Here is a 22,677-nt window from a genome sequence, read left to right as displayed (position 1 = left end):
GGACGACCGGGGCTGGCCCGCCAGACGGCCTCGGTCGCCCGGCTCGCGCCCCGCTCGCGCCCGGCGAGCGACATGTCCCGTCAAACGCCGGGAGGGGCGGGGTCTGGTTCGCCGCGCGGGACGCTATGCTTGGGACGCACACTCAGGAGGCTTCGCCTAGTCCGGTCTATGGCGCCGCACTGCTAATGCGGTTGGGGGCTTATACCCCCTCCGGGGTTCAAATCCCCGAGCCTCCGCTCTACCAGGGGTTTCTGCTCGCCAGCAGGAACCCCTGACTCATGTCAGAGATCAACTACCGGCCGAAGATGGCACATTGATGGCACGAACGGCGCCAGGGCGTTCCCGCCGGGGCACGAACGCGGCGATCGCGACCGCCGCCGCCTCGGCCAGCTCCTCCGCCACCACGGCGTACACGTCGGACGTGAACGCGGCCGAGGCGTGCCCGAGGACCTCAGAGACGAGCTTCATCGGCGCACCCGACGCGAGGAGCATCGTCGCCGCGCCGTGGCGCAGGTCGTGAAACCGGATCGGCGGCAGCGGCGCCGCCGCCGCGATGCGCACCGCCTCCGGCGACACCCGGTACTGCCGAGCGGTCCGCTCGACCGTCGAGCCCTTCGCCAGACGGGCCCGGATCGCGGCGTACCGGGTAACGAGCTGCCCGAACCGCTGTGACACGTACGTCGGCTTCAGCGCGGAGCCGTCTTCGTAGGTGAACACCCGGCCCGAATCGGCGTAGGCCTCGCCCCACTCCAGACGCTCGGCCGCCTGCCGCTTCCGTTCCGCGGTGAGCACCGTCGCGGTGCCCTCGTCGAACACAATCGTCCGGTCGCCGTGCTCGGTCTTCGTGTCGTCCAGCTCGTCGTCGGCCTGGGACTGGCGGACGTGCAGTCGCCGCCGGGCCACGCTCAGATCGGTCCGCTCGAGGCCGACCAGCTCCCCGCGGCGAAGACCCCAGTAGGCATCGAGGTGGAACAGCACGTGCAGCCGCTCCCCGCACGCCTCCGAGAAGTCCAAGAACGAACCGCACTGCGCGGACGTCCACACCATGACCTTGGCGGGAACATGCCCGTCCGTCTCCCAGCGCTCGACCCGCTCGTCTGTCCACAGCAGCGGCCGGACCCGGGTCCGGCGCTTGGCACCCTTGGTGCGGAACACGTGCTCGGCAGGGTTCGCGTCGAGGATCTTCGACGTCTTGACCGCGTCGTTCATGGCGCCGGTCAGCACCGCGTGCACACGCTTGATCCGCGACTCCGAGATCGGCCGGGAGTGGACGCGCTTCCCGTCGCGGACCGCCCGGGCAGCGACGAGCCGGCGCAGCATCTCCGGGTCGACGTCGGCCTCGTCCTCGTCGGGGCGGTTGATGACCCGCATGGCCGCGTACAGATCGCGGACGTGCCGGTCTCGGAGGTCGACGAGCTTCAGATGCCCGAGACCGGGCTTCAGGTAGAGGGTGAGTGCTTCGCGCTCGGCGTCGAGCGTCGATCGCTTCAGCCCCTCACCGGTCCGCGACTCGGCATCCCGCCAGGAGTACCGGCGATCGAGGTATTCCGCCACCTTGATCTTCCGGTCGTCGGAGTAGTCCGCCCGGGCGGCCTGGCCGAGCACCTTCGCCAGCTCCGTCTTGCACTCCGCCGACGTGTCGAACGGGCCGATCCGCGGCTGCCGGCGCTTCCCATCCGTGCCGGCAGGCGCCTCGTACCGGGCGTAGTACTTCCCGTGCCCCTTCTTCGCCAGGTCGGGGCACTTCTTGCCGAGCAACCTCCGGGTCTCCGGGTCCCGGCACGAGCAGGCCTTGTACGGCTTCACAGTGGGTGACTCTCCTTCCGGCCCCGCCCGGCTCTCCACCCGTCTGCGTCGCAGCCGGCCTTAGTCAGCTGGGGAGGCGACCTCTTTGCGGGATCCGGCTACGGCTGGGCCGCCGAGGCCGGTCCCCGCAGCTTCGGCCTCCCGCTTCCGAATCAGGTCGGCAACCTCCTGCGTCAGCTCGCGACTCATCCGGCTTCGGAGCCCGCGGCGGCGGTCCGGGCCGGCGTCGTCATACAGCTCCTGCGCCCTGGCGTCACGCTCCAGAGTGAAACCACGCCCGAACCTGAACCGTGCAGCAGTGACGAACACGGCCAGCGGAACGCCGATGCGACGCGCCGCGTTCGCCTCAACCTCTCCCGCCTCCCGCAGCCAGCCATCCAACTCGGACCGCGTGACGGCGAACGGGCCGACCGGTACGCGAGGTTCTGGAGCGCCGGTAACGACGAGCCCCGGCATCAGCTCTGTTCCGATCGTCGAGGGTTCGCCGCCGAGGATCTGCACCATCTCGCGCCCGCCGATCGCCACCTCCGGAGACAGTGCGATTCGGGTGTCAGGCGCGATCAACTCGCCGAGCCCGACCGGCCGACGGCATACCTCCGTGAGTAGCTCAAGGAGGATCACGAGCTCCTCGACGCTTACCGGCTTCGAGCCCCGCTCCAGCATCGCGACCTTCTGCCGCGACCAGGTGAGTCCTCGTTTTCGAGCGGCGACGGCGACGTCGTCCTGCCGTGCGCCAGTCGCTTCCCGAACCCGACGCACGCCCTCGCCGACTACCTGCCGGAAGGAGAGCGTCGCCTCGTCTGCCACGGCACATGAAGGTATCCCATCCCGGACCGGAACGGTCCTCTCCAGGTGCGTACGCGAGCGTCTAGGGCCGTCTAGGGCCGTCCAGCGGTGCGATTTGACGTAGGTACCAGCAGCAAGGTACACCATGGGTAGCGAACCTAAGTTGATGCGTTAGAGTTCGGCAGAGATTCTCCTGCGTCCCCTGTGATGCGCATCCAGAAGGAGCCCCATGGCGATCCCCACCCTGGTCAATGTGTCGCCACCACCGGTGCTGTATCGGCCCGAGGCTGGCGCTCACGCTCTTGGCATCAGCCGAGCGCGGCTCTACCAACTGCTCCGCGACGGCGCGATCGAGTCCGTGCGTATCGGGCGGTCGCGACGCATCCCGCACGACGCGCTCACCGCGTACGTGGCCCGGCTACGGGTCGAACAGGAGCAGGAGCAGGAGCGGCCCGAATCCAACCGGATGGTGCCGGCGTGACGGTCGAGGAGATCTCGTGGACGTGCGAGCGGATCGCGGGGCTAGGGCCCACCACGGACGTTCCGACCGCCGCGGCGATCCTCGACGCCGGCGAATGGACGGTCTACGAGGCGATCCGACGCGGTACCTGGGACCTAACGCGGGTGCTTCGCATCGGCCGAAAGATCAAGATTCCGACGTATGACCTGATCACGCTTCTATACCCGGGCGGTCAGGCCGCCGTCCGCGCCGACGAGGACGCGACCACCGATGCCGACTTCACTCGATTCCCGCGCCCGCCCGCCCGTGCCATCACGGTGCCATAGGGCCGCATCGTCGCAGGTCACGGGCGTGGAACCGCAGTACCAATGCGGTTCGGACCCGCCGCCTCGGCAGGGCGCGAACCCCCAGAAATGCAGACGGCCGGAGTGTCACCAGCACCCCGGCCGCCGCTATCACCGTCACGACCCCTCACCAGAAGCCGAGATGACACCCAGAGTATCGCGACCTCACGACCAGCGAGCCCGAGAGCGGCTCGACGACGGGCGGGAAGCTGCCGACGTCGTCGACATCAGCCTCGGCAAGGGGATCCGCGCCGCCCGTCAGGCACTGCGCGTCGACCCTGAGCTCGCCGACTGGCACCCCTGGGAGATCGAGCAAATCGCCCGCAGGCAGGCCGCCGGCTGGGACCCGGACATCACCGTCACCTGCACGAACCCGGACGGTGCGGCGTGAGCGCCATCGGCGACCACCTCGCCGCCCTCGCCTACGACCAGCACGGGGCGGCCAACCCCGGCTTCCTCTCCGTGCCCCACCGGATCCGCGGGCGGAACGGCTTCACAGGCCGGTTCGCGGCCACCACGGACGACCTCGACGCCGCCGCCGACCGGTGCCACCGACTCTCCGACGCCGGAGCCGACGTCTACGTCGGGGTGCAGATCCTCCGCGCCATCCCCGAGCGGGGACGGGGCGGCGCCGCCGACACCCTCGGACTCAACGCCCTCGCCGCCGACATCGACATCGCAGGGGAGGGGCACGCCACCACCACCAACACCGGCCTCCCGCTCCCCGCGACCGCCCATGATGCGCTCGACATCCTCGAGACCCTGCCCGACCCGACGTTCATCGTCTGGACCGGCGGCGGCATCCACGCCTGGTGGCTCCTCGGCGAGCACGCACCCCTCCCACTCGACGAGGCACGACACATCGCCCGCGGATGGGGCGACCACCTCCGCGCCCTCGGCCGGGAACGCGGGGTGCACGTCGACCAGACCGGCGACCTCGCCCGCGTGCTCCGCCTACCCGGCACCCACAACCACAAGTACGCCGACCCCCCGCTCGTCGAAGTCATCGGCTACGGGCCGCGGTACGACCTCGTTACCCTCACAGCCCTCCTGCCGCCAGAACCGCCACGGCCGGTCAGGCCCGCCTACGTCCCCACCCCCCACGAGGGAAGCGGACTCACCGCCGCCGAGGTCACCGAGCAGTGGACCGCGATCACAGACTGGTACGAGCTGCTCGGCCCGGCCGGCTGGACGTGCTGCCGCGACAACGGCCACGGCGAACGGCACTGGACACGGCCCGGAAAGGACCGCGGAACCTCGGCCGTCTCCCACGACGACCCGCCCGTCCTGCACGTGTTCACGTCCAGCACCGGCCTGCCGGCCGACACCCTCACCAGGTTCGACGTGTACGCCCACCTGCATCACGGAGGCGACCGCAAGGCCGCATGGCGGGCTATCGCCCCACCCCTGCCCGACCGGCAGACCGTCGACGTCACCCGACTCGCCCGGTTCATCGCGACCGGCGACGAGGCGCGCACCGCCGGCCGGCTCGTCTGGGCGGCCCGCCAGATCGCACCCCTCCCCACCCGGGACGAGGACATCCGCGCGCTCATCCGCGCCGCCGTCGGCCGCGGACTCCCCCTACTCGACGCCACACGGGCCACAGCCCGCGCTCTCTTGATCCCCGAGAGGAATCCGACGTGCTGACCGACCAGAGCATCGACGAGGAGATGAGTCGGGCCGCACTGGAGCTCGCCGGCCGCTTCGGACGGGGGCGGCCCGCGGGTTCTGGGGATATTGGGGATGTCGGAGGGAGGGAATCGGAGCCCTGGGGGGAGCCGACGCCCCTCACGGTCGGACTGCCCGACTTCCCGCTCGCGGCCCTGCCCGGCGCCATCGGTGACATCGTCCGGGCAGTCCGGGACAGCACGCAGACTCCCGCCGACCTCGGCGCCGTCACCGCGCTGGCTACCCTTTCGGCGGCAACCCGCGGCAAGTTCCGCGCCGACGTCTCTCGGTCCTGGTCCGAAGAGACCGCCATCTACACAGCCGCCCTCTCCGACTCCGGCACACGAAAGACCGCCGTCGTCAAAGAGATCACCCGCCCCCTCGCCGCCATCGCCAAGGAGCTGCGCACCGCGGGGCGGGGCGTCTACCTCGAAGAGAGTGCCGCCTACCGCATCGCCCAGGCTCGCGCACATGCCGCCGAGCAGGCGGCAGCCAAACTCAGCGCCGGCCCCGATGCCGAAGCGACCGCACGGGCGGCAGCGCGGGAGGCCGGCGAGATGCGGGAACCCGCCGAGCTACGCATCCTCGCCGACGACGTCACCCCCGAAGCCCTCGGCAAGATCATGGCCGCCCAGGGCGGACCCATATCCGTCATCTCCGCCGAGGGCGGCATTCTCGGCACCCTCGCCGGCCGCTACTCCGATGGCAGGGCGAACGTCGACCTCGTCCTCAAGGCGTACGACGGCGAAAGCGTGTGGATCGACCGGATATCCCGCGAGCCCCTGTTCATCGAACGGCCATTCCTCACGCTCGGCATCATCGCCCAACCCGACGTGATCGCCGAGGCCACCCAGGTCCGTGCCTTCACCGAACGAGGCCTTCTCCCGCGAATGCTCTTCGCCATGCCACCCACCACGGTCGGCAGTCGCAGGCTCGACGCCCCCGACGTTCCCGAACACGTCGCCTACATCTGGGAACAGTGCGTCGGCAAGATCCTTCGAGCCGCCGCCGTGAACGGCGACGAGCAGACCGTGCTCCGCCTCGACGCCGACGCCCTGGCGGTCCTGAACGAGTTCCGGGCCGACCTCGAGCCCCGACTGCACCCCGACATCGGAGACCTGACCCGCATCCTTGCCTGGGCCTCCAAGCTCCCAGGGGCCCTCGTACGGATCGCCGCCCTCTTCGCGCTCGCCGAGGACGCTGGGGTCGCGTGGGTCCGTGTCGAGCACATGCTCGCCGCGGTCGCCATGTCGGACTACCTGATCGCGCACGCCCGCGCGGTCCTCACCCTCGACAAGCACCGGCGCGACTCCCGACAGGTCACGATGCTGTCCTGGATACGCCGTCGGGCATCCCCACAATCCCCAGAACTCAACGACAGGGCGGGTATTGGGGATTGTGGGGATGCCTTCACCACCCGAGACGCATGGCAGGGCGTACGCGGCCGCGCCTGGGCGGAGAGCGCGAGCGACGTGCAGACCGTCCTCGACCAGCTCGTCGAACTCGGATGGATTCGTCGGCGACCCGACCCACCACGCAGGCCCGGACGACCCCCCTCCCCGTCCTACGAGGCGCACCCCCAGCTCCACACCGCCGGGGGAGGTCGGGGGCCATGGGAAATCGACCCCCGATGCGCCGCCTAACTTGGCCGCCGCGGGCCGATCCCATGGACGTCGGGGAGTGCGCGAACTGCGAGACCCGACGCCCCCTCGACGCCGCCGGCCTCGTCGTCGAGCACTGGGCCGGGCGGTGGCGCTGCCTCGGTAGCAACCAGTACCCCGAACCCGACATCGCCCCGCTATCCCTGCCGGCCGCCTCGTGAGCCCTGAGACGACCCCGGCGCGTGGCCCGCCGGCGCGAGGGCGACCGGACATCGACCAGACGACCAAGGAGAAGGAAATGATCGACAGCCGTGAACTCGCAGAGCAGTACTTCGCCAGGTACGGCCACCCCAGCATGAGCGCGCCCGCCGAGACCCGGCCGTGGACGGAGGCGAAGCGGGTCCAGATCCTCCGGGGGCAGATGCTGCCCGTCCTGACGAAGAAGATCGGTCGGCCGTCCCGATGGGGCAACCCGTTCACGGTCGCCGAGTACGGCCAGGCCGGCGCCGTCGAGCGTCACCGCGACTGGTTGGCCGGTGAGGGGCCGTGGGTCATCGGCCGGTACGACCGCGCCCGGGTCCTCTACGAGCTGCGAGACCTGGGCGGCTACGACCTGGCGTGCGCCTGCGAGCCGGGCGAACCGTGCCACGGCGACACCTTGCTCGCCCTGCTGACCGCCTAACCCACCAACGGCAGCGGCGCCGTGGATCGCACCCACGGCGCCGCCTGGCACACCTCAACCACAAGGAGAGTCCCATGAGCACAGACGCCACCGACACCCCCCCGGCGCCCCTGCACCGCTTCGAGCACACCCCAGGCGGCGCCACCCACACCTGCACCACCTGTCGCGGCCAGTTCCACGCGCACGTCGTAGCCACCCACTACTCGACCACCGGCCTTCAGCCCGGAGACAAGCTCCCCACCGGCCAGCACACCTGCCCGACATGCCTCGCCGCCGCCACCACGCGGATCGCCCAGGCCATAGCAGGACTGGACCTGATCGCCGAAGCCGTCGGCGGACACGAGCAGGTACTCGGCCTCGCCCAGCAAGTCCTGTCCCAAATCCGCAAAGCCGCCCACAACCAGGCCGGACGCGAGATCTGCGCACAGCTGTACGGACCCGGGCACCCCGACCCCACCGTCGTCGAGGTCGGCCATGAGCCGATCTGCGACGGGTCCGACCTCTACGCCTCGGCCTACCTCTACAACGGCCAGCCCCGACTCGACCTCGTCGACTCCGGCGGCTGGCGGTTCGCCGACCTCGACATCGACGCGGCCAGGCAGATGGTCCAGCAGATCAACGACCTGATCGACGTCGCAGAGATGGCCGCCCAGCTCTGACCAACCGGCCGGGCGCGACCACCCCGTCGCGCCCGGCCCCACCCCCAGGAGGCCACATGCCCATACCCGACCATGTCCCGCCCGGCTGGGCCGCCGAAGTCGAAGTCCGCGACGCCATGGACTGCGCCACCCAAGGCGTCCAGCAAGCCGCGTGTTTCGCCGACGACCCTGCCGTCCGCGACGCCGCGAAAACCGTCTACTACCGGCACCAGGACCTCCGCGAGGTCATCGACCAATGCCTCGCCGCACCACACCACGACACCGTCGACGGCGACGAGATCGCAGACAACGCCCGCGCCGCCGTTCAGCGGACCTACGCCGCCCTCAACGCAATGTGGCTCGCCATCGGCCGGACCGCGGCAGGTGAACTGTGAGCGCCCCCAAGGGGCGGAGTCAGCCCCGCACCACCATCGGATCCGACTACGACAGCTACGCCGACAGCCTCGACGGCGCCGCCGCCATCCCCGAAGCCCTCGCCCTTCGCGCGGCCGGCAACCTGCAACGCCTCGTCGCCGACCCGGACGAACGGGCCCTGTTCGCGCAGATGCTCGGCCTGCCTATCGGCGTCACACCTGGTAGCGGAACACCCGGTGAAACACCCTGCGGCGTCACAGGACATGACTCCGGCGACCGATCGTGACGGGACGTGACGCAGTCCAGCCACTCGGCGGCGCCCGGATCGGATGGCAACGCAAACCCGACCCCGACGAGGACTGCTACCCCGCACCCATCGCCGGCCGGTGCAACGCCAAGAACCGCAGACCCGGCCAGCACACCCGCTGCCAGCTCGCCGCCGGATGGGGCACCACAACCCTCGGCTACGGCAACTGCCGCAAACACCTCGGCAACACGGAGAACGGAAGGAAGGCCGCAGCCATGGAGATGTACGCCGACCGGTTCGCGGAACGGATCCGCTTCGGAGAGGTCCGCCCGGTCGACCCCATGATCGGACTCCTCGACGAGGTCAGCCGCTCCGCCGCCTTCGCCGCCTACCTCGAACAGAAGATCAAAGCCACCGAGGACATCGACCGCGGCGTCACCCTCACCGAAACCACCCTCACCGGCCGCAAGGCCACCCCGGAAATCGAGCTGTGGCGAGCCGAACGGAAGCACTTCGCCTCCGTATGCAAACTCGCCCTCGACGCCGGAGTCGAGCGGGAACAGATCGACATGATCACCGCCTACCAGGAGCGGGTCCTCGACCTGATCGAGGGAGTCCTCGGCGACCTAGGCCTCAACCCGGACGACGAGCACATCGGCGCCATCGTCACTCGGCACCTCGTCGCGGCAGCCCGCCGCCCGGCGCTGCCGTCATGAACTGGGCCTGCCACACCCCCGATCGGCATCCCCACAATCCCCACAACCCCTCACCGCGCCGCCAGAACCGAGGGGTGCGGTGACCACGCTTCACAGCCTTGACCGCGACCAGGCCGCCACCGGCCCCGGACATCGGGTCGTCATCGCACCCGGCCTCGACGCCACCGCCATGCGCGACCGCGTCAACACCCTCCGAGCCGCACGGGCCAACGCCCGCCGGCAAACCACCACACACCCCGAGGAGCCCATGAGCGCCACCCACGCCGCCCGAAGCGACGCCGCCGGCCGATGGGCCGCCCGCACCATCGACCGCGTCTACGGCGCCCTCAGCCGCACCCGCGTCGAAGCATGCGAACACCTGGTCAGCCCCGCCATCCTCGCCGACCTTGAACTCGACCTCGACCCGGCGGACGGCACCGAAAAAGATCGTGACACGAACTTTGATACCGAGAGTCACGCTGCCATGCCCCCGGGTGTCGCCCGCATCCCGGCCGCCATCCTGTGCGGCCGGCACCTCGACCGGCTCGCCTGCGCCGACTGCCACACCACCCACCTCGACAAGGCCCACCACCGCCCAGTCCGATGCGGCCTGTGCAAGGCCCCAGGAGCCACCAGGGCGCGGCACCTCGACCTCCACCTCGCCAACCCGCTCGGCATCGTCCACCACGCCGTACCCGCCAAGATCGGCGGACAGCTCCTCCTCGACGACGCCCTCGACCTCTGCGACACCTGCGCCGACCGAATGCCGCAAGACCAGCTCCACCCCGTACGCATCGCCCTGTCAGACGCATCACACCGACCGTGATCAGGGGGCGAGAGGTTGCGGAAGGTTGGGGGGCATGTCATGAGTGGCACGAGATCGGGTCCACGCTGACCAAAACCTGGCAAGCGGGCGGCCTTGGCCAGCGCCGTCCGTGTTTTCGAGGAGGCCCCACCCGTGACCATCACGAGCCCTGTCCGGTGTGCCGGTGAGGCCCTGGACGACGCCCGGTGGCTGCTCGACGAGGCGGGGTGGACGGTGCTCCGGGGTGCGGTTCGGGCCGCTGGTGCGGACTTGGTGGCGTACCGCGAGACGTTCGCGGTGGTGCAGGTGCGTCCTGGTGGGCCTACTCGAGTGCGCCCGACGGATTGGAACAGGACGTTCGATGTGGCGACGCGTGGGGGTGGAATCCCGTTGCTGGCGTGCCGCCTCGAGGCCGGTGGGCCGGTGGGTCTGTTCCGGATGACGGCGCGGAAGTCGGGTTCGCGTGGGCAGCGCAGTCCGTTTGTGCCGTTCGATCCGGGGGAGATCCTGCCGTTCCATGGGTCGTTGCCGGCGGCGTTGCGGGCGGTGGCGTGATGCCGCCGGCCGGGGAGCGTGGGTCTGCTGGTGGCGGGGATGGTGCCGGTTCGCCGGGTGAGTTGATGGGCGCCTACCGGGCTGCGGCTTCCGAGCTGGCCGGGTTGTACGAGGCTGGGGTTCGTCTTGAGGTCGCGTTCGACACGCTGATCGGTCCGTGGGCCGAGGTTCTGTGGACGGCCGGCGGCGCCGAGTTGGGTGATCTGGTGGACGAGGAGGCGCTCGCGCGTGGCCTGGGGATGGCGGATGGGTACGCGCTGGGCAGTATCGCCGGCCGTGTTGATCGGCGTGGTGATGTGACGGTTCTGGTGACGCCGCTTCGGCCTGTCCTCGACGCGATCCGCGCGGGTGTGCGTGACACCGGCGAGTTCTCGGATGTGGCGCGCCGGTGGGTGGAGGACGCGCACGCGGTCGAGCCGGTGCTGTGGCCGGTTGACGAGGAGACGGTTCGCCGGGTTGGCAGCGTGTGGGATCCGCTGGGCCCGCGGCTCACGTTCGCGAAACGCGGGTAGCCGAGGCGGTGGCCGGCGGCGCGGTTCCCAGATCCGGGAAGCGTCGAGCGGGCCGGGCTCGGGCCTAGAACTGTGCGCATTGCTCGCGCTTTCCGGTCGGTCCAGCGAGGACGCGCACGGCCGCGGTCGACGCGCGATCCGAGCTGGTGCGGATCTGCGGGGGTCCCGCTCGAGGAGCGCCCGGCGCCGTCGGCGACATCAGGGATCATGAATTCGGTGCGGGATGGGAGGGACTTCGTGTCCCTCTCATGGTCCAGCCTGCCCCCGGTCGGCGACCGGGCGTGCCGCGAAGGGTCTGTACTAGTCCGGACCCTTGCCGCTGGCGTCGAGTGGATGGCGGGAGATCGGGATACTGTCCCGATCTTCGGCGGTGCGCCGGGCAGGGTGTGTGCGGTCACACAGCCTCTGGTCACACCGCCCTAAACGACGTTAGGGCGGGCACCGGCAGGCATCCCGCCGGGTCCGCTTGATCACTTTGTGGGCGTCCGCGAAGTGATGCCGCGGTGCGCAGGGCGGCGGCAGGGGTACTCGGTTCTGTGCACCCTTCGCGGCCTGCCGACCATGTTCGAGGCGCCTCGAGGTTGGTCTCGCGGCTTGACGTCATCGCGTTCCCGGCGCCGGGGAAGCGATGCCGACGTGGTGGGCGAGCCGGGCGTTGGCTACGCGAGCGGCGCCGAGGTGGTACGCGCTGATGTGTACTGTCGCCGGCCGTCCCTGGTGTTGGGAGGTACTTCGCGCACCCCTCAACGCCAGGGACGGGGCGGCGTCGGTCAGCGGCCGAGCTGGGCGCCGAGGGTCGGGCCGAGGGGTTCCCAGCGTCGGGCGAGCTGGTCGACGGTCTCGTCGTCGAGCGGGCCGAGGTCGGGGCGGAGTCTGCGCGCGGCTTCGAGGAGGGCCCGGGGGAGTCCGGCGAACCGTCCGTCGTCGCGTTTCCCGGCGAGGATCTCGGCGAGGACCGGGCGGATCGGGGTGACGAGCACGTCGGCCTGGTCGTGCGTGTGCCGCCGGCCGTGGGGTTCGGTGAGGGCGAAGCTGTCGGCGAGGCCGAGGCCGCGCGTGGTGGCGGCGGCGTCGACTTTGTCGCCGAGTCGCTGCCCGCCGCGGGTCCAGACGATCCCGGTCTGTGTGCCGCCATCGGGGCCGGTCAGGGTGACGCTGATCTTCGCCGCGGGTTCGTACTGGTCGGCGATGGCGTGGATCTCGGCCCACTGGTCGGCGGTCAGAGCGGGCCGGATGGTGGTGGTCATGGCTGGTGGGGGTCCTCGGTGTGGGTGGGGTTGTGGAAGTCGAGCGGGCCGCCACCCCGCCGGCCGGCGCGGGTCAGTTGGCGAGGAACTCGTCGAGGTCGAGGATGTCCGGGCCGCCGCCTGGGCCGAGGGGGAACCCGATCTGTGTGCCGGCCTGGTGGTCGACGTCCCAATCTGCGCACCCAAACACATCGTCCCTTGCGAGGTTCGGGCGTGGGGCGGCGCCGGGTTGGGTTGCGAGCCAGTCGAATTGGCGCATTCGCTGACCGGGGTCGGGGATGGTCACAGCGACCGCGAACGCTTCCTGTCCAGCGCCGAGCCGGTCGGCAGTGTCGTCGGTGGCAGCAATGGTGTGAAGCCGTCGGGAGCGCAGGGTCGGGCTGGCGATGCGCGCCGCTGCGCGGAGGTGACGGTTGCGGAGCGCGATGTGGTTGGGATGAAGGTTGGGGTCTTTGCGGATGTCGCCGAGGTCGCCGGGGTCTCCGGCGAGGCCGTCGAGGAACCGCATGCGGGTCTCCTTCCGAGACAGTTCCGCCCGGCCACCGGAGGCAGGAGAGCCGTGCCGGTGGCCGGGCAGTGAGGGGGAGGGTGCGGAGGCGGGGCGTCACTGCGCCCCTGGGACTACCGGACCTGCTCGCCGGGGCCGACCACGGCGACGAGGTCGGACAGCGGCCTGCGGACTTCGGGTCCGCGGCGTATCGCCTGCGGGATCGGTCCGGGCCCCGGCGGGACGAGGCGGTGCTGCGTCTCGCGGAGACGTTCGGCGATGCCGTTGCGCCGCTCCTCGTCGGGCACCATCCGGGCGAACCCGCGGGCGAACAGCATGGCGTCGAGGCGCTGCCCTTCGGGAAGGTCGGCCGCGATTTCGGCGATCCGTGCGGCGCGTGCGCCGGGTTCGGGGGTGTCGCGGGTGGCGTCGAGGAGTTCGACGTGCCGGGGGTCGAGGCCCTGCCGGGTCGACTGGTCGGTGTTCATGGGTTCTCCTGTCGGGATGGATGTGCCCGGCCGCTGTGCGGGATTGCACGGGCGGCCGGGCGGGCTGTCGAGGGGGGTCGGGGGCTGTCGGGGTGTCGCGGGACGGGGTGGCTAGTCGTAGTGCCAGTCGAGCCAGTCGAGTTGCCGTGTCCGCTGGTCGGGGTCGGTGATGGCCATGGCGACGTCGCGGGCTTCGTTCATCGCGGCGCCGCGCTGGTCGAGGGTCCCTACGCCTTGGGCGAGCATGTGGAGCCGCCGGGATCGGATGGTGGGGTCGGTGGTGGCGCGGGCCTCGGTCAGGTCGAGGTCGTGGAGGGCGGGGTTGGGGTCGTCGAGGTCCCCGGGGAAGTGCATGTGGGTCTCCTGTCGGGATGGGTCCGCCCGCTCGTTCGATGACGGGCGGACCCGCGGGATTACGGGCTGGTGATGCCGCCGGCGGCGCGGAAGACCTTCACGAGCAGGTCGGACCGGGCGGCCGGGTCGGTGACCTTGAGGGCGTACGTGTATGCCTCGTCGAGCAGGAGCTCGCGGTCGGTGAAGACCAGGCCGAAGGCGGTCAGGCCGAGGATCCGGTCGACGCGGACGGCCATGTCGTCGCACTGGCGGGCGGCGTCGAGGGCCTGCTGCCGCAGGGTGGCCATCTCGATCCGGGCCAGCCGCTGGGGCGCGCCGGTTCTGGTCACCGCGTCCGGGTCCTCGTCCTCGTCGCCCTCGTTGTCCCACCAGGTGGTGGTCAGAGCGCCCGCCGGATGCTGCTGGTGACGGCCATGAGGGACTGCGCCTGCGACTTCGGGTCGTCGACGAGCCGGGCCGCTTCGACGGCCTCGGTGAACACGTCGGTGCGGGTCGGCTCGGTGAGGTTGCCGCCGATGTTGGAGAGGGCGAACGCGCGGTCGGCCGGGTTGTCCAGGCTGCGGGCGGCGGTGAGCGCCTCGTCGGCGGTGCTGGTGTACAGGTCGGCGAGGTCCATGGGATGGGTCCTTTCGGTTGGGTGGTGATTCGGTTGGGGTGGTGCGGCTACGCCCCGCGGTGGCCGAGGAGGTCGGCGTGGGCGGGGGTAGCGATCAGGGGAGGGTTCCGAGCGGGTCGTCGCCGGTGTCCTCGCCGGCGGGCGTGAGCTGCCATCCGGGGGTGAGCGCGCCGCTGCGGATGGCGCCGTCAGCCCACGGGGCGTGCTCTGTGGAGAGGGCGATCGGGCCGAGGAACCGCTCGACAGACACGAGCCGGTTGTCGGTCTTGGACTCCCTCGGCGCGGTGGTGATGGACCGCGCGCAGCCCTGGCAGTAGTGCAGCCGGAACGAGTACCAGGCCAGCTCCCGGCCGCACCGTCCGCGGCAGTGGCGAGCCACGGGGCTACCAGCCCCGCCCGGGGGCGATGCTGTCGTCGATCAGGACGAGCCGGGCGCCGGCGCCAAGGTCCATGCCGGGCCACAGCAGGTCGCCGGGCTCCGGGATGCGGAACGCGGCGAGGCTGGTCACGGCGGGGACCTGCCGCTCCGAGGAGCGCCGCGGGTGGGGCTCAGGGTCGGGGGTGGCCACGAGGGTCTGTACGGGCATGTCGTCCTCCCAGGGACGCGGGTTGGTGTGGGTCCTCGGTGCGGTTGGGACCCGACCTGCTCGCCGCCGCCGGGCGGCCATGGCTCGACCACGGCGAGCAGGTCGGGGACGCCGGCTACCAGTCCGGGTCGTCTGAGAGGAGCGACGTGGACAGCAGGCCGGGGCGGGATCCGTCGTCGAACGCGACGTAGGCGTAGCTGTCGAAGGCCGGGTGCGGGTTCTCCGTGCTCGGCGGCGGGCCGATCCGGAAGCTGTTGCCGTCGAATGGCTGGGACTCCCAGTGGGGGACGATCTGGCCGTGCCGGGGGCCGTCCTCGGCGGCGACCTGGACGTGCTGGCCGACCCGGAACGTCACGCCGTCGCGGCGGGGGATGACGGTGTCCAGCAGGGATGAGCGGAGCGGTTCGGGGTCGTCGGGTGCGGCGAGGAGCGTGTTCACGGGCATGTCGGCCTCCCAGGAGTGCCGGTTGTAGGGGCGGGGTTCCTCGGTGCGTTCAGGGCGAGACCGGCGCGGGCGTGGCGCCACGCCTGGGCGGCGGCCTCGGCGGTCGCGGTGTCGCCGTGCACGGCGCGGACGAGGGTGATGAGCCGGGCGAGTTCGGCGGCGAGCAGGTCGGCGGCGGCCACGGGGACGGCGTCCGGTCCGTGCCGGCGTCCGGCTTCGGCGAGTCGGTGGCGGGCGTAGTCGGTGGCGGTGAGGCCCTGGTCGTTGGGGTCGGCCTGGGCGGCGGGGCGGACCGTGTCCCGACGTTCGTGGGCCGTGCCGGTCATGCGTCGGCTCTGTGCCGCGCGCTGCTCGTCGGTCCACTGGCGGCTGACGCCGGTGGGGGCGGTCATGTCGTCCGCCGGTAGATGTCGGCGGCGGTCGCGGTGACGATCTCGCGGCGGTCGGCGGGGGTGAGGCCGGTCGGCTGGGCGACGGCGGACAGGCTGCCGAGGATGTCGCCGTCGGTCGCCGGCGGGCCGCTGATGTCGAGGTCGGGGGAGAGCAGGGCGTGAGCGACGTCGACGAGCGCGCCCGCCAGTGCCGCCCGCAGGTCCGTGCCGGGCAAGATCATTGGTCTTCCTTCGAGGCGAACAGGAACCGCAGGCGTCGGGAGAGCCCGCCCTCGGTGGCGTAGCCGCCGACGAGGTGGGCGTCGTCGGGGAGGCCGGCGACGGCCCGGCCGAGCCGGTGGCGGTAGGGGCTGTCGCTGGCGTCCATCTCGACGAGGTGGAGTTGGGCGCCACGCACGGCTTCGGGCAGTCCGGGCTGGTGCGGGTCGAGGGACCACACGTCCCGCCAGCGGACCGGCCGGACGGTGGCAGGCAGCGGGATCGGCTCGGCGCTCATATCCAGCCCCGCGCGAAGTCGCCGGCGTCAATGGCGTTGCGGATGATCGGACCGCATTGCCTGCGCGGCGGTGCGGCGACCGGCGCCCAGTAATTCGGCTGGCCGGGGGGCGGGGTTGGCAGGGGCTGGTTGGCGTCAGGCCGGTCGCCCCATGCGAAAAGGAACTGGACGGAGTCGTCGTCGTGGCTCTCGACCCACGGCGTGTGGGCGGCGACGAGGATGGCGTCGTCGGGCGCTTGGATGAGGGCTTCGCGCAGCAGGGCGGCGGAGTTCGCGGCGCCCGACTTGTGGGCGAGGATCGTGTCGTGGGGGACGACGACGGACAGGATCCGCTCGGTCGGGTGGTTCTCGGCGACGTGCCGGGCGTCGCAGAACAGGTCGTCGAGGCTGAGTGGCGCGCGGTCGCGGGCCTGGGGCAGATCCCACCAGTTCAGCTCGACCGGGCCCCGGTAGGTCCGCAGGTCGCCGACGTCCATGGCGTTGGGGAAGGTCGAACCCTGACTCATCGGACGACCTCTGACGCAAAGGTCCGCAGGAAGACCAGGCGGGCGTGGCGTGCGCCGTCGGGCACGTAGCCGCCGGCGAGGAAGAAGTCGTCGGACACCTGGGCGAGGGCGGTCCGCAGGACGGACACGGGGATCTCGCCGCCGCCGGCCTCCTCGCTGCCGAGGCAGGGCACGTCGAGGGCGAGCGCCTCGGGAGCGTCGCCATCGTCGAGGAGGTGGCAGAAGGTGGCGCCCGCGGCGAACAGGTTGGTTCCTGCGGCGATGTAGCGGTCGCCGTCGGGCTTCGGCAGGTCCCGCCAGGTGATCGGCGTCGGCGTGGCGAAGATCTGGGCGGACGGCTGGACGAGGCGCAGCGGCGGCGTGGGCCGGGCGGGCGCGGCGGTGATGGGGGCGGGTGAGGTCATGGCGTTCCCCTGCCGGGTGGCGATCTGCGATCTGTGCTGGGTGGCTGTGCCCGTCAGAGCGACGGGGAGGTGGGCCGGGCGCCTGGTGTGGTCACAGGCAGCCCGGCCGGTGGTGGTGCGGGGAGGTCAGGAGCAGCGGTGGCGGCGGAGCCTGCCGTTGCTGTAGGTGTTGACCCGCTTCTGGCAGTCGCCGCAGGTCACGTACGTGGCGCTCCACCCGGCGGGAGCGCGCCGCCCGCGGTCGCGGCGGGCGCCGAACTCCTCGACGCTCTGGGCGAGCAGCTTCGGGTCGGTGACCACGCCGTATCGGATGTTGACGTCGGCGAGCTTGGCGAACTGGCCGCCGTCGTGCTCGTCGAGGGCGCGGAGGTCGGGGTCCGTCTCGAAGATGGATCCGGCGAGCGGCGCGAAGTCGGGCAGGCCGGCGGCGGGGTCAGGCATGATGAACACGGCTCTTTGTCCTGTCTGTGGTGGATCGGGCGCTTGAGTCACAGGCCCTCGTCGGTGGTCAGAGACCGGCGGGGGCCGCTTTGTGTTCGGGGGAGATCTACGCGGCGTCGGTGGGGGTGGGCTGGCCGCTGGCGAGGATCGCCTCGACGTCGCCGCGCCGGTAGCGGCGACGGCCGCCGGGTAGCTCGACGGATCGAATTCGGCCGGTGCGAGCCCAGCGGGCGAGTGTGGACGGCGTGGTCCGGAGTCGCCTGGCGGTCTCGCCCGGCATAAGCAGGTCGTGATCGGCCTGCACGGTGTGCACGGTGTGCTCCTCCTGTCCGTGGTGCGCGGGGTGACAGGTGGAACGTTACGGAGGACTGTCTAGACTGTCAATACAGTTGCTCGGATGAGTGACGACGATCCATGGGCGGTACGGTCTTGACCATCCCGGATACCGTCATTGCATGAGCCCCGAGGAGCGCGCGAGCATCTACCGCCGGATCGCCGATGACCTGCGCAGTCAGATCGAATCCGGCGAGCTCGCGGAAGGCGCCCAGCTCCCGGCCGAGGCCGACATCGCGCAGCAGTACGGGACGTCCCGGCCGACCGTCCGCCAGGCTCTCGGGGAGCTTGTCTCTGTCGGCCTCCTCGACCGGCGCCCGCCGTTCGGTACGTTCGTCCGCCGCCGGCCGGTCGTCGAAGAACGGTGGTCCACCCGTTACCGGCGGAAGCCCGTCGGTGAGACGTCCCCGTTCGCCCGCGACGCTCGACGCGAGGGCGCAGAGCCGGACTGGACATGGGAGACGCATCGGATCCGGGCCGACGAGGCGACCGCGACTCGACTCGGAATCGCTGCTGGCGATCACGTCATGCGGACCACGTACCTGTTCCGCGCGGACGGGCGTCCTATCCAGTCCTCGACGAGCTGGGAGCCGTTCGCGCTCGTTGGCGGCACGGCCATAGAGGAGCCTGAGGGCACCGGAGGGCCGACTGGCGTTGTCGCGAGGTTCGACACCCTCGGCGTGCACATCGACCGTGTCACCGAGAAGGTCCGCTCGCGGCCGGCGACGGCGGATGAGCGCCGCGAACTCGACATCCCCGGAGACGTGTGGGTGATGCTCGTCGAGCGGACCCACTGGGCGGGCGAGCGAGCCGTCGAGACCGCCGACATCGTGATCCCCGCCGACCGGTACGTGCTGGCCTACGAGATCCCGGTCGGACTTGCTGAGGTGTAGCCGACCCTCACTCGCCAGGGCGCGGCTGGCGGCTTACCGTCATGGTGGGGTTAACGAACAGACCACACACCCCCCTGTAAGCGCCCTCTTGCACCCCGTAGCGAGAAGGTAGGTTGGCATCCTGGTGGACATCAGGTTTCACGAGGAAGGGCGGCGACGATGACGCACCCTGCGGACCTGCCCTACCCCGTCCCGGAGCCGCACGAGTGGGCCGACGAGCCAGACGTCGAGACCGCTCGCGCGCTCGACGAGGCGCTCGTTGAAGTTGACGCCGGCCGATCGGTGATCTGCGTCGGCGAGGATGCCTTCGACGTCCTCCTTGAGGCTCTCGCCACTAACCCGGGCAGGAGCACACGGGCGAGCTGACGCCGGGCCGGTGTGCCACCCTCGGAACACAGACCACTCGTCACACGCCCGGATGGCTCACCTAGGGTGGCCATGTGCCCACATACGAGGCCGCGGCCCGCTTCCTGGCGGACTATCAGCGGCTACGCCCCGAGCAGCGCGGGGCGTTCCGGGTCGCGCGGCGGCTGTTCGTCGAGGGACTCAACCAGGGGTCGTTCCACCCGTCTCTGCGCGTGAAAGGCTTCAAGACCCGCCCGGGCGTCTTCGAGATGTCGTGGGCGCCCGACGGGCGGGCCCTGTTCTCCTACGGCCCGCCGCTGCATGGCCGTCCGGGGCCTCATGTGGTCTGGCTCCGGATCGGCAGCCATGACGTCTTCCGCGCCTGACCGGCCGGTGGGCGCCAAGGGGGCGTACTACTCGGGACCCCTCACGGCTTGGGGTCCTCCCATGCGGATCATGAGGATCGACGAGGGCGGCGGGGGCCCGCTCGGCGACGCCGTCGTCACGCTGGTTCCGGTGCCGTAGCGGTGTCGCCGGGGCGTCCACAGCATGTGGACAACCTTGGTGGTGAGGGTGGCGCCCTCACTACTAATGAGGGTGGCGCTGCTCCTCGACCCGACGCCGTTGACCGCCGACCACTCCAGATGGACGCCGCGTCCCACCTCACGAGAGCGCCGAACATCGACGGCGGGAGCCGGGACGGGTATCGTCGCTGATCAACAGGCACCGGTCTCCTAGCGACCGTCTGAGCCGAGAGCAGGCGTAGCCGCTCCCGGACGAGCCGAGGGCGGGCGTAGCCGCCTCGACACGCCGATTCCCCCCGGCGTGCTCGCGAACCGACCATCACCGTCGACCGACGCGCCAGCCACCGCGTTGGAAGGCCCCCACCCTCATGGATTCCCAGACGGTCGACCAGGCCATTGCCGGCGACCTCGACCTCACCAGCCTGTCCGTCGACGAGCTACACGAACTCAACGGCGACCTCGCCGCCCGCTTCCGCGACATCGACCCCGGCCCCGGCGCGGCACCCGACGAGGCGACCCTCGAGGAGATGGCCCGCATCGTCGAGGCGACGGACCGGGTTCAGGCCGAGATCCTCGCCCGCGCCGAGAACGGCGAGCCCGCCCCGGCCGCCCAGACCGCCGCCGGCCGGTTCGCGAACAACTCGTCCCGCGTCGCCGCTCTGCGCCGTCGAGTCGGCGCGGTGACCGCGTCCAGCCGGCGCCCCAGGATCGTCCTCGACTCCGCCCTCACCGCCGCCGGTGGCATGCCCGGTCTCGGCATCGGCGAGCAGGTCGACTGGTCGACGTTGAACGCGTCGATCCACCGCAAGATCGAATTGATGGGCGGCGCGGACGGTGAGCAGCGGGCCGTGTGCGCGAGCCTGACATGGGCCTACCCGGCGAGCCGGATCCTGCCGGGTGACGACGCCTGGGCGACCACGCGACGCATGGATGAGGCGCTCTCCGTCGACGCGGTCATGGACTCCGTGGCCTCCCAGGGCGGCATGCATGCCGTGGTGGCGGCCGGTGGCATCTGCGGCCCGGTGCCGGTGGACTACTCGATCCAGCTCGACACGACCACGGCCCGCCCCATCCGGGACTCCCTGCCCGCCTTCCAGGCCACCCGGGGCGGGATCCGGTTCGTCCCCCCGCCCTCGTTCGCCAGCGTGGGCACCTCCGCGACGGCCGTCTGGACGTCGGCGAACGACGCCAACCCGACCAGCCCCACCGCCAAGCCGGTCCAGGAATTCGCGTGCCCGTCGGCCGTCGAGGAGCTGGTCGACGCGATCCCGACCCGACTCCAGTTCTCGAACCTTCAGGGCCGGTTCAGCCCCGAGATGGTCGAGGCCAACACCGAACTCGCCATGGCCAACGCGGCGCGGATGGCGGAGATCAACCTGCTCGCGCGGATGTCGGTCAGCTCCATCAAGACCGGCGCGGGCGCGCTGGTCAGCTTCGCCCGGGACTGGCTCGCCCTGGCCGACCTGCTCGCCACGAGCATGCGCTACCGGCACCGGCTGCCCGAGACCTTCCCCATCCGGATCTACGCCCCGTCCTGGGCGCTCGGCGCGGTCCGCACGGACATCCTCCGCGAGCTCGCGCACGACCGGACCGGATCGGCGTCCGACCAGCTCGCGGTCGCCACCTCGTACATCACGGGCCTGTTCGCCGTCCGGAACCTGATTCCGACGTGGACGCTCGACAGCCTCCCCAAGTCCGTCGCCGGCAACACCCTCAGCGCGGCCGGCGCGTGGGACTACCCCGACCAGTCGTTCGCCGCCCCGGCGACCACGGCGGCCCTCAGCGCCGCCCCGCCGGACGCTTCGGCGGGAAGCGCGGTCGCGGGCACCTGGTGGCCGTCGCGGCTGGTGTTCTTCATGTTCCCGGAGGGGACGCACGTCTTCCTCGACGGCGGGAAGCTGGACTTGGGTGTCATCCGCGACTCGACGCTGAACGCGACGAACAAGTACCAGACCTTCGTCGAGCCGTTCGAAGGCCTGGCCAAGCGGGGCTACGAGTCGTTGCAGGTGACGGTCCCCGTCCGCGCGACCGGCGTGTCCGTCGCCGCCGCCGCGGCGCCGTCCAACCCGCCGTACGCCTACTAGGCCGCCGACATGGTCACGCTCGCGCAGATCACGAACGCACCCCCGCCGGCCGCCCCGGCGGTATCCCTGCCACGGTCGGCCACCAGCCCGGTGGACGACTCCGACCGGTGGGCCTCCCACGGCATCACCTACACCCCCGAGGTCACCCTCGACGCCGGCCTCGAGGGGACGTGCGGGCCCGCGTCGGGCAGCTACGCCGCCGACATGCCCGGTGTCGTCGAGTGGACCCCGTACGCGGTCGAGGTCTACGACACCTGCTCGGCGATGCGCGGCAGGGACTACGCGGGCCGCGCCCGGCGCCTCCTCGACGCGAGCACACCGCGCGCCGTCGAGGCCGAGTTCTGGGGCGGGGCGTACGCGCAGGCGAACTCCCTGCCGAACCTGTACCTGACGATGTCCACGGCGACCGTGATCAACCCGACCCCGGGAACCGCGGTGTCGTTCGCGCGGGGCGTGGCCCTGCTCGAGCAGGGCCTCGGCGACCTCGGCGTCCAGGGGATGATCCACTGCCGGCGTGAGGCGGTGACCAACGCGGCGAACCTGCTACGCCGCGAAGGCAACCTCATCCGGACCATGGTCGACACGATCGTCGTCCCCGGCATGGGCTACTCCGGCCTCGGCCCGGATGGCGACGCGAACGAGACGCCCACCGCCGGTCAGACGTGGATGTACGCCACGGGGGTCGTCGAGTACCGGCAGACCCCGGCGGACCTCCCAGCGTGGACGTCAGAGGGCGACACCCCACCCTCCGAGGTCATCAACCGGGACACCAACGAGGTCAAGGTCCACGCCTGGCGGTCCGCGCTCGCCTCGTGGGACGGCTACGCCCACCTCGCCGTCCTGATCACCCTGCCCACCTAG

General features: G+C 71.2%; 37 protein-coding genes and 1 tRNA gene. 20 read left to right on the top strand and 18 right to left on the bottom strand.

Annotated features, from left to right (window positions below):
• The first annotated feature begins 145 nt into the window (after positions 1-145).
• A tRNA-Ser gene (locus AC559T_RS31105) sits at positions 146-236 on the top strand.
• 52 nt (positions 237-288) lie between these two features.
• On the opposite strand, the gene AC559T_RS31100 is transcribed toward AC559T_RS31105, so the two are convergent.
• Positions 289-1,806, bottom strand: a complete 1,518-nt coding sequence (locus AC559T_RS31100) for a tyrosine-type recombinase/integrase (protein ID WP_498870987.1) — start codon at positions 1,804-1,806, stop codon at positions 289-291.
• A gap of 60 nt (positions 1,807-1,866) precedes the next feature.
• Positions 1,867-2,613 carry a hypothetical protein gene (locus AC559T_RS31095; RefSeq protein ID WP_498870986.1) on the bottom strand — a complete coding sequence of 249 codons (747 nt, stop codon included), beginning with the start codon at positions 2,611-2,613 and terminating at the stop codon, positions 1,867-1,869.
• Between the two features lie 208 nt (positions 2,614-2,821).
• On the opposite strand from AC559T_RS31095, the gene AC559T_RS31090 reads away from it, so the two are divergent.
• The 14 genes from AC559T_RS31090 to AC559T_RS31025 all read left to right on the top strand — a co-directional run bounded on the left by AC559T_RS31090 (position 2,822) and on the right by AC559T_RS31025 (position 11,174).
• Positions 2,822-3,073 (top strand): helix-turn-helix domain-containing protein, encoded by a 252-nt coding sequence (locus tag AC559T_RS31090; RefSeq protein WP_498870985.1) that lies wholly within the window; start codon positions 2,822-2,824, stop codon positions 3,071-3,073.
• Positions 3,070-3,378: a hypothetical protein gene (locus tag AC559T_RS31085; protein ID WP_498870984.1), complete on the top strand. Its 309-nt coding sequence runs from the start codon at positions 3,070-3,072 to the stop codon at positions 3,376-3,378. Before AC559T_RS31090 ends, AC559T_RS31085 begins: the two co-directional genes overlap by 4 nt.
• Positions 3,379-3,538: 160 nt before the next feature.
• Positions 3,539-3,787 carry a hypothetical protein gene (locus AC559T_RS31080; protein WP_498870983.1) on the top strand — a complete coding sequence of 83 codons (249 nt, stop codon included), beginning with the start codon at positions 3,539-3,541 and terminating at the stop codon, positions 3,785-3,787.
• Positions 3,784-5,043, top strand: coding sequence for a hypothetical protein (locus tag AC559T_RS31075; RefSeq protein WP_498870982.1), 1,260 nt, complete (start codon positions 3,784-3,786; stop codon positions 5,041-5,043). Before AC559T_RS31080 ends, AC559T_RS31075 begins: the two co-directional genes overlap by 4 nt.
• Positions 5,037-6,707 (top strand): YfjI family protein, encoded by a 1,671-nt coding sequence (locus AC559T_RS31070; protein ID WP_498870981.1) that lies wholly within the window; start codon positions 5,037-5,039, stop codon positions 6,705-6,707. The genes AC559T_RS31075 and AC559T_RS31070 overlap by 7 nt, the downstream gene beginning before the upstream one ends.
• Positions 6,695-6,886, top strand: coding sequence for a hypothetical protein (locus AC559T_RS31065; RefSeq protein ID WP_498870980.1), 192 nt, complete (start codon positions 6,695-6,697; stop codon positions 6,884-6,886). The genes AC559T_RS31070 and AC559T_RS31065 overlap by 13 nt, the downstream gene beginning before the upstream one ends.
• On the top strand, positions 6,883-7,347 hold the full coding sequence (locus AC559T_RS31060) for a DUF4326 domain-containing protein (protein WP_498870979.1): 465 nt from the start codon (positions 6,883-6,885) through the stop codon (positions 7,345-7,347). Before AC559T_RS31065 ends, AC559T_RS31060 begins: the two co-directional genes overlap by 4 nt.
• A 74-nt stretch (positions 7,348-7,421) precedes the next feature.
• A complete protein-coding gene (locus AC559T_RS31055; RefSeq protein ID WP_498870978.1) occupies positions 7,422-8,006 on the top strand; it encodes a hypothetical protein in 585 nt (194 codons plus the stop codon).
• Positions 8,007-8,062: 56 nt separating this feature from the next.
• Complete coding sequence (locus tag AC559T_RS31050; protein ID WP_498870977.1) at positions 8,063-8,380, top strand: hypothetical protein; 318 nt, start codon at positions 8,063-8,065, stop codon at positions 8,378-8,380.
• Entirely contained in the window at positions 8,377-8,646 is a 270-nt protein-coding gene (locus AC559T_RS31045) for a hypothetical protein (protein WP_498870976.1), read from the top strand. Before AC559T_RS31050 ends, AC559T_RS31045 begins: the two co-directional genes overlap by 4 nt.
• Complete coding sequence (locus AC559T_RS31040; RefSeq protein WP_498870975.1) at positions 8,643-9,323, top strand: hypothetical protein; 681 nt, start codon at positions 8,643-8,645, stop codon at positions 9,321-9,323. The genes AC559T_RS31045 and AC559T_RS31040 overlap by 4 nt, the downstream gene beginning before the upstream one ends.
• 79 nt (positions 9,324-9,402) lie before the next feature.
• The gene (locus AC559T_RS31035) at positions 9,403-10,128 is read left to right on the top strand and encodes a hypothetical protein (RefSeq protein WP_498870974.1); all 726 of its coding nucleotides are present in this window, start codon (positions 9,403-9,405) and stop codon (positions 10,126-10,128) included.
• A 132-nt stretch (positions 10,129-10,260) separates the two neighbouring features.
• Positions 10,261-10,662: a PDDEXK family nuclease gene (locus AC559T_RS31030; protein WP_498870973.1), complete on the top strand. Its 402-nt coding sequence runs from the start codon at positions 10,261-10,263 to the stop codon at positions 10,660-10,662.
• A gap of 65 nt (positions 10,663-10,727) precedes the next feature.
• Entirely contained in the window at positions 10,728-11,174 is a 447-nt protein-coding gene (locus tag AC559T_RS31025) for a hypothetical protein (protein ID WP_498870972.1), read from the top strand.
• Positions 11,175-11,944: 770 nt separating this feature from the next.
• Here the strand turns inward: AC559T_RS31025 and AC559T_RS31020 are convergent.
• From AC559T_RS31020 to AC559T_RS30945, 16 genes are all read right to left on the bottom strand, one after another.
• Positions 11,945-12,421: a hypothetical protein gene (locus AC559T_RS31020; protein ID WP_498870971.1), complete on the bottom strand. Its 477-nt coding sequence runs from the start codon at positions 12,419-12,421 to the stop codon at positions 11,945-11,947.
• Between the two features lie 73 nt (positions 12,422-12,494).
• Positions 12,495-12,929 carry a hypothetical protein gene (locus AC559T_RS31015; protein ID WP_498870970.1) on the bottom strand — a complete coding sequence of 145 codons (435 nt, stop codon included), beginning with the start codon at positions 12,927-12,929 and terminating at the stop codon, positions 12,495-12,497.
• A gap of 113 nt (positions 12,930-13,042) precedes the next feature.
• A complete protein-coding gene (locus tag AC559T_RS31010) occupies positions 13,043-13,396 on the bottom strand; it encodes a hypothetical protein (RefSeq protein ID WP_498870969.1) in 354 nt (117 codons plus the stop codon).
• Between the two features lie 111 nt (positions 13,397-13,507).
• Positions 13,508-13,750, bottom strand: coding sequence for a hypothetical protein (locus AC559T_RS31005; protein ID WP_498870968.1), 243 nt, complete (start codon positions 13,748-13,750; stop codon positions 13,508-13,510).
• A 59-nt stretch (positions 13,751-13,809) separates the two neighbouring features.
• On the bottom strand, positions 13,810-14,079 hold the full coding sequence (locus AC559T_RS31000) for a hypothetical protein (protein ID WP_498870967.1): 270 nt from the start codon (positions 14,077-14,079) through the stop codon (positions 13,810-13,812).
• A 50-nt stretch (positions 14,080-14,129) separates the two neighbouring features.
• Positions 14,130-14,366 (bottom strand): hypothetical protein, encoded by a 237-nt coding sequence (locus tag AC559T_RS30995; RefSeq protein WP_498870966.1) that lies wholly within the window; start codon positions 14,364-14,366, stop codon positions 14,130-14,132.
• 94 nt (positions 14,367-14,460) lie between these two features.
• Positions 14,461-14,745 carry a hypothetical protein gene (locus AC559T_RS30990; protein WP_498870965.1) on the bottom strand — a complete coding sequence of 95 codons (285 nt, stop codon included), beginning with the start codon at positions 14,743-14,745 and terminating at the stop codon, positions 14,461-14,463.
• A 4-nt stretch (positions 14,746-14,749) separates the two neighbouring features.
• The gene (locus AC559T_RS30985) at positions 14,750-14,953 is read right to left on the bottom strand and encodes a hypothetical protein (RefSeq protein ID WP_498870964.1); all 204 of its coding nucleotides are present in this window, start codon (positions 14,951-14,953) and stop codon (positions 14,750-14,752) included.
• Positions 14,954-15,068: 115 nt separating this feature from the next.
• Positions 15,069-15,398, bottom strand: coding sequence for a hypothetical protein (locus AC559T_RS30980; RefSeq protein ID WP_498870963.1), 330 nt, complete (start codon positions 15,396-15,398; stop codon positions 15,069-15,071).
• Positions 15,389-15,790: a hypothetical protein gene (locus AC559T_RS30975; RefSeq protein ID WP_498870962.1), complete on the bottom strand. Its 402-nt coding sequence runs from the start codon at positions 15,788-15,790 to the stop codon at positions 15,389-15,391. Before AC559T_RS30975 ends, AC559T_RS30980 begins: the two co-directional genes overlap by 10 nt.
• The gene (locus AC559T_RS30970) at positions 15,787-16,011 is read right to left on the bottom strand and encodes a hypothetical protein (RefSeq protein ID WP_498870961.1); all 225 of its coding nucleotides are present in this window, start codon (positions 16,009-16,011) and stop codon (positions 15,787-15,789) included. The genes AC559T_RS30975 and AC559T_RS30970 overlap by 4 nt, the downstream gene beginning before the upstream one ends.
• Positions 16,008-16,286 carry a hypothetical protein gene (locus AC559T_RS30965; RefSeq protein WP_498870960.1) on the bottom strand — a complete coding sequence of 93 codons (279 nt, stop codon included), beginning with the start codon at positions 16,284-16,286 and terminating at the stop codon, positions 16,008-16,010. The genes AC559T_RS30970 and AC559T_RS30965 overlap by 4 nt, the downstream gene beginning before the upstream one ends.
• A complete protein-coding gene (locus AC559T_RS30960; protein ID WP_498870959.1) occupies positions 16,283-16,792 on the bottom strand; it encodes a hypothetical protein in 510 nt (169 codons plus the stop codon). The genes AC559T_RS30965 and AC559T_RS30960 overlap by 4 nt, the downstream gene beginning before the upstream one ends.
• A complete protein-coding gene (locus AC559T_RS30955; RefSeq protein WP_498870958.1) occupies positions 16,789-17,196 on the bottom strand; it encodes a hypothetical protein in 408 nt (135 codons plus the stop codon). The genes AC559T_RS30960 and AC559T_RS30955 overlap by 4 nt, the downstream gene beginning before the upstream one ends.
• A gap of 126 nt (positions 17,197-17,322) precedes the next feature.
• Positions 17,323-17,637, bottom strand: a complete 315-nt coding sequence (locus AC559T_RS30950; RefSeq protein ID WP_498870957.1) for a hypothetical protein — start codon at positions 17,635-17,637, stop codon at positions 17,323-17,325.
• 106 nt (positions 17,638-17,743) lie between these two features.
• A complete protein-coding gene (locus tag AC559T_RS30945; protein ID WP_498870956.1) occupies positions 17,744-17,950 on the bottom strand; it encodes a helix-turn-helix domain-containing protein in 207 nt (68 codons plus the stop codon).
• Between the two features lie 142 nt (positions 17,951-18,092).
• Between AC559T_RS30945 and AC559T_RS30940 the strand changes: the two genes are divergently transcribed.
• The 5 genes from AC559T_RS30940 (at position 18,093) to AC559T_RS30920 (ending at position 22,677) form a co-directional block, all read left to right on the top strand.
• Positions 18,093-18,863, top strand: a complete 771-nt coding sequence (locus AC559T_RS30940) for a GntR family transcriptional regulator (protein WP_498870955.1) — start codon at positions 18,093-18,095, stop codon at positions 18,861-18,863.
• 159 nt (positions 18,864-19,022) lie between these two features.
• On the top strand, positions 19,023-19,229 hold the full coding sequence (locus AC559T_RS30935; protein ID WP_498870954.1) for a hypothetical protein: 207 nt from the start codon (positions 19,023-19,025) through the stop codon (positions 19,227-19,229).
• A 74-nt stretch (positions 19,230-19,303) separates the two neighbouring features.
• Positions 19,304-19,594 (top strand): hypothetical protein, encoded by a 291-nt coding sequence (locus tag AC559T_RS30930; protein WP_498870953.1) that lies wholly within the window; start codon positions 19,304-19,306, stop codon positions 19,592-19,594.
• Positions 19,595-20,100: 506 nt separating this feature from the next.
• Positions 20,101-21,816, top strand: a complete 1,716-nt coding sequence (locus AC559T_RS30925; protein ID WP_498870952.1) for a major capsid protein — start codon at positions 20,101-20,103, stop codon at positions 21,814-21,816.
• Positions 21,817-21,825: 9 nt separating this feature from the next.
• Positions 21,826-22,677, top strand: coding sequence for a hypothetical protein (locus tag AC559T_RS30920; protein ID WP_498870951.1), 852 nt, complete (start codon positions 21,826-21,828; stop codon positions 22,675-22,677).

The organism is Frankia sp. Hr75.2 (assembly GCF_949319125.1).
GTDB classification, from domain to species: Bacteria; Actinomycetota; Actinomycetes; order Frankiales; family Frankiaceae; genus Parafrankia; species Parafrankia soli.
Note: the sequence above shows the minus strand (reverse complement) of the source record. Positions and strands in the feature narration are given on the sequence as shown.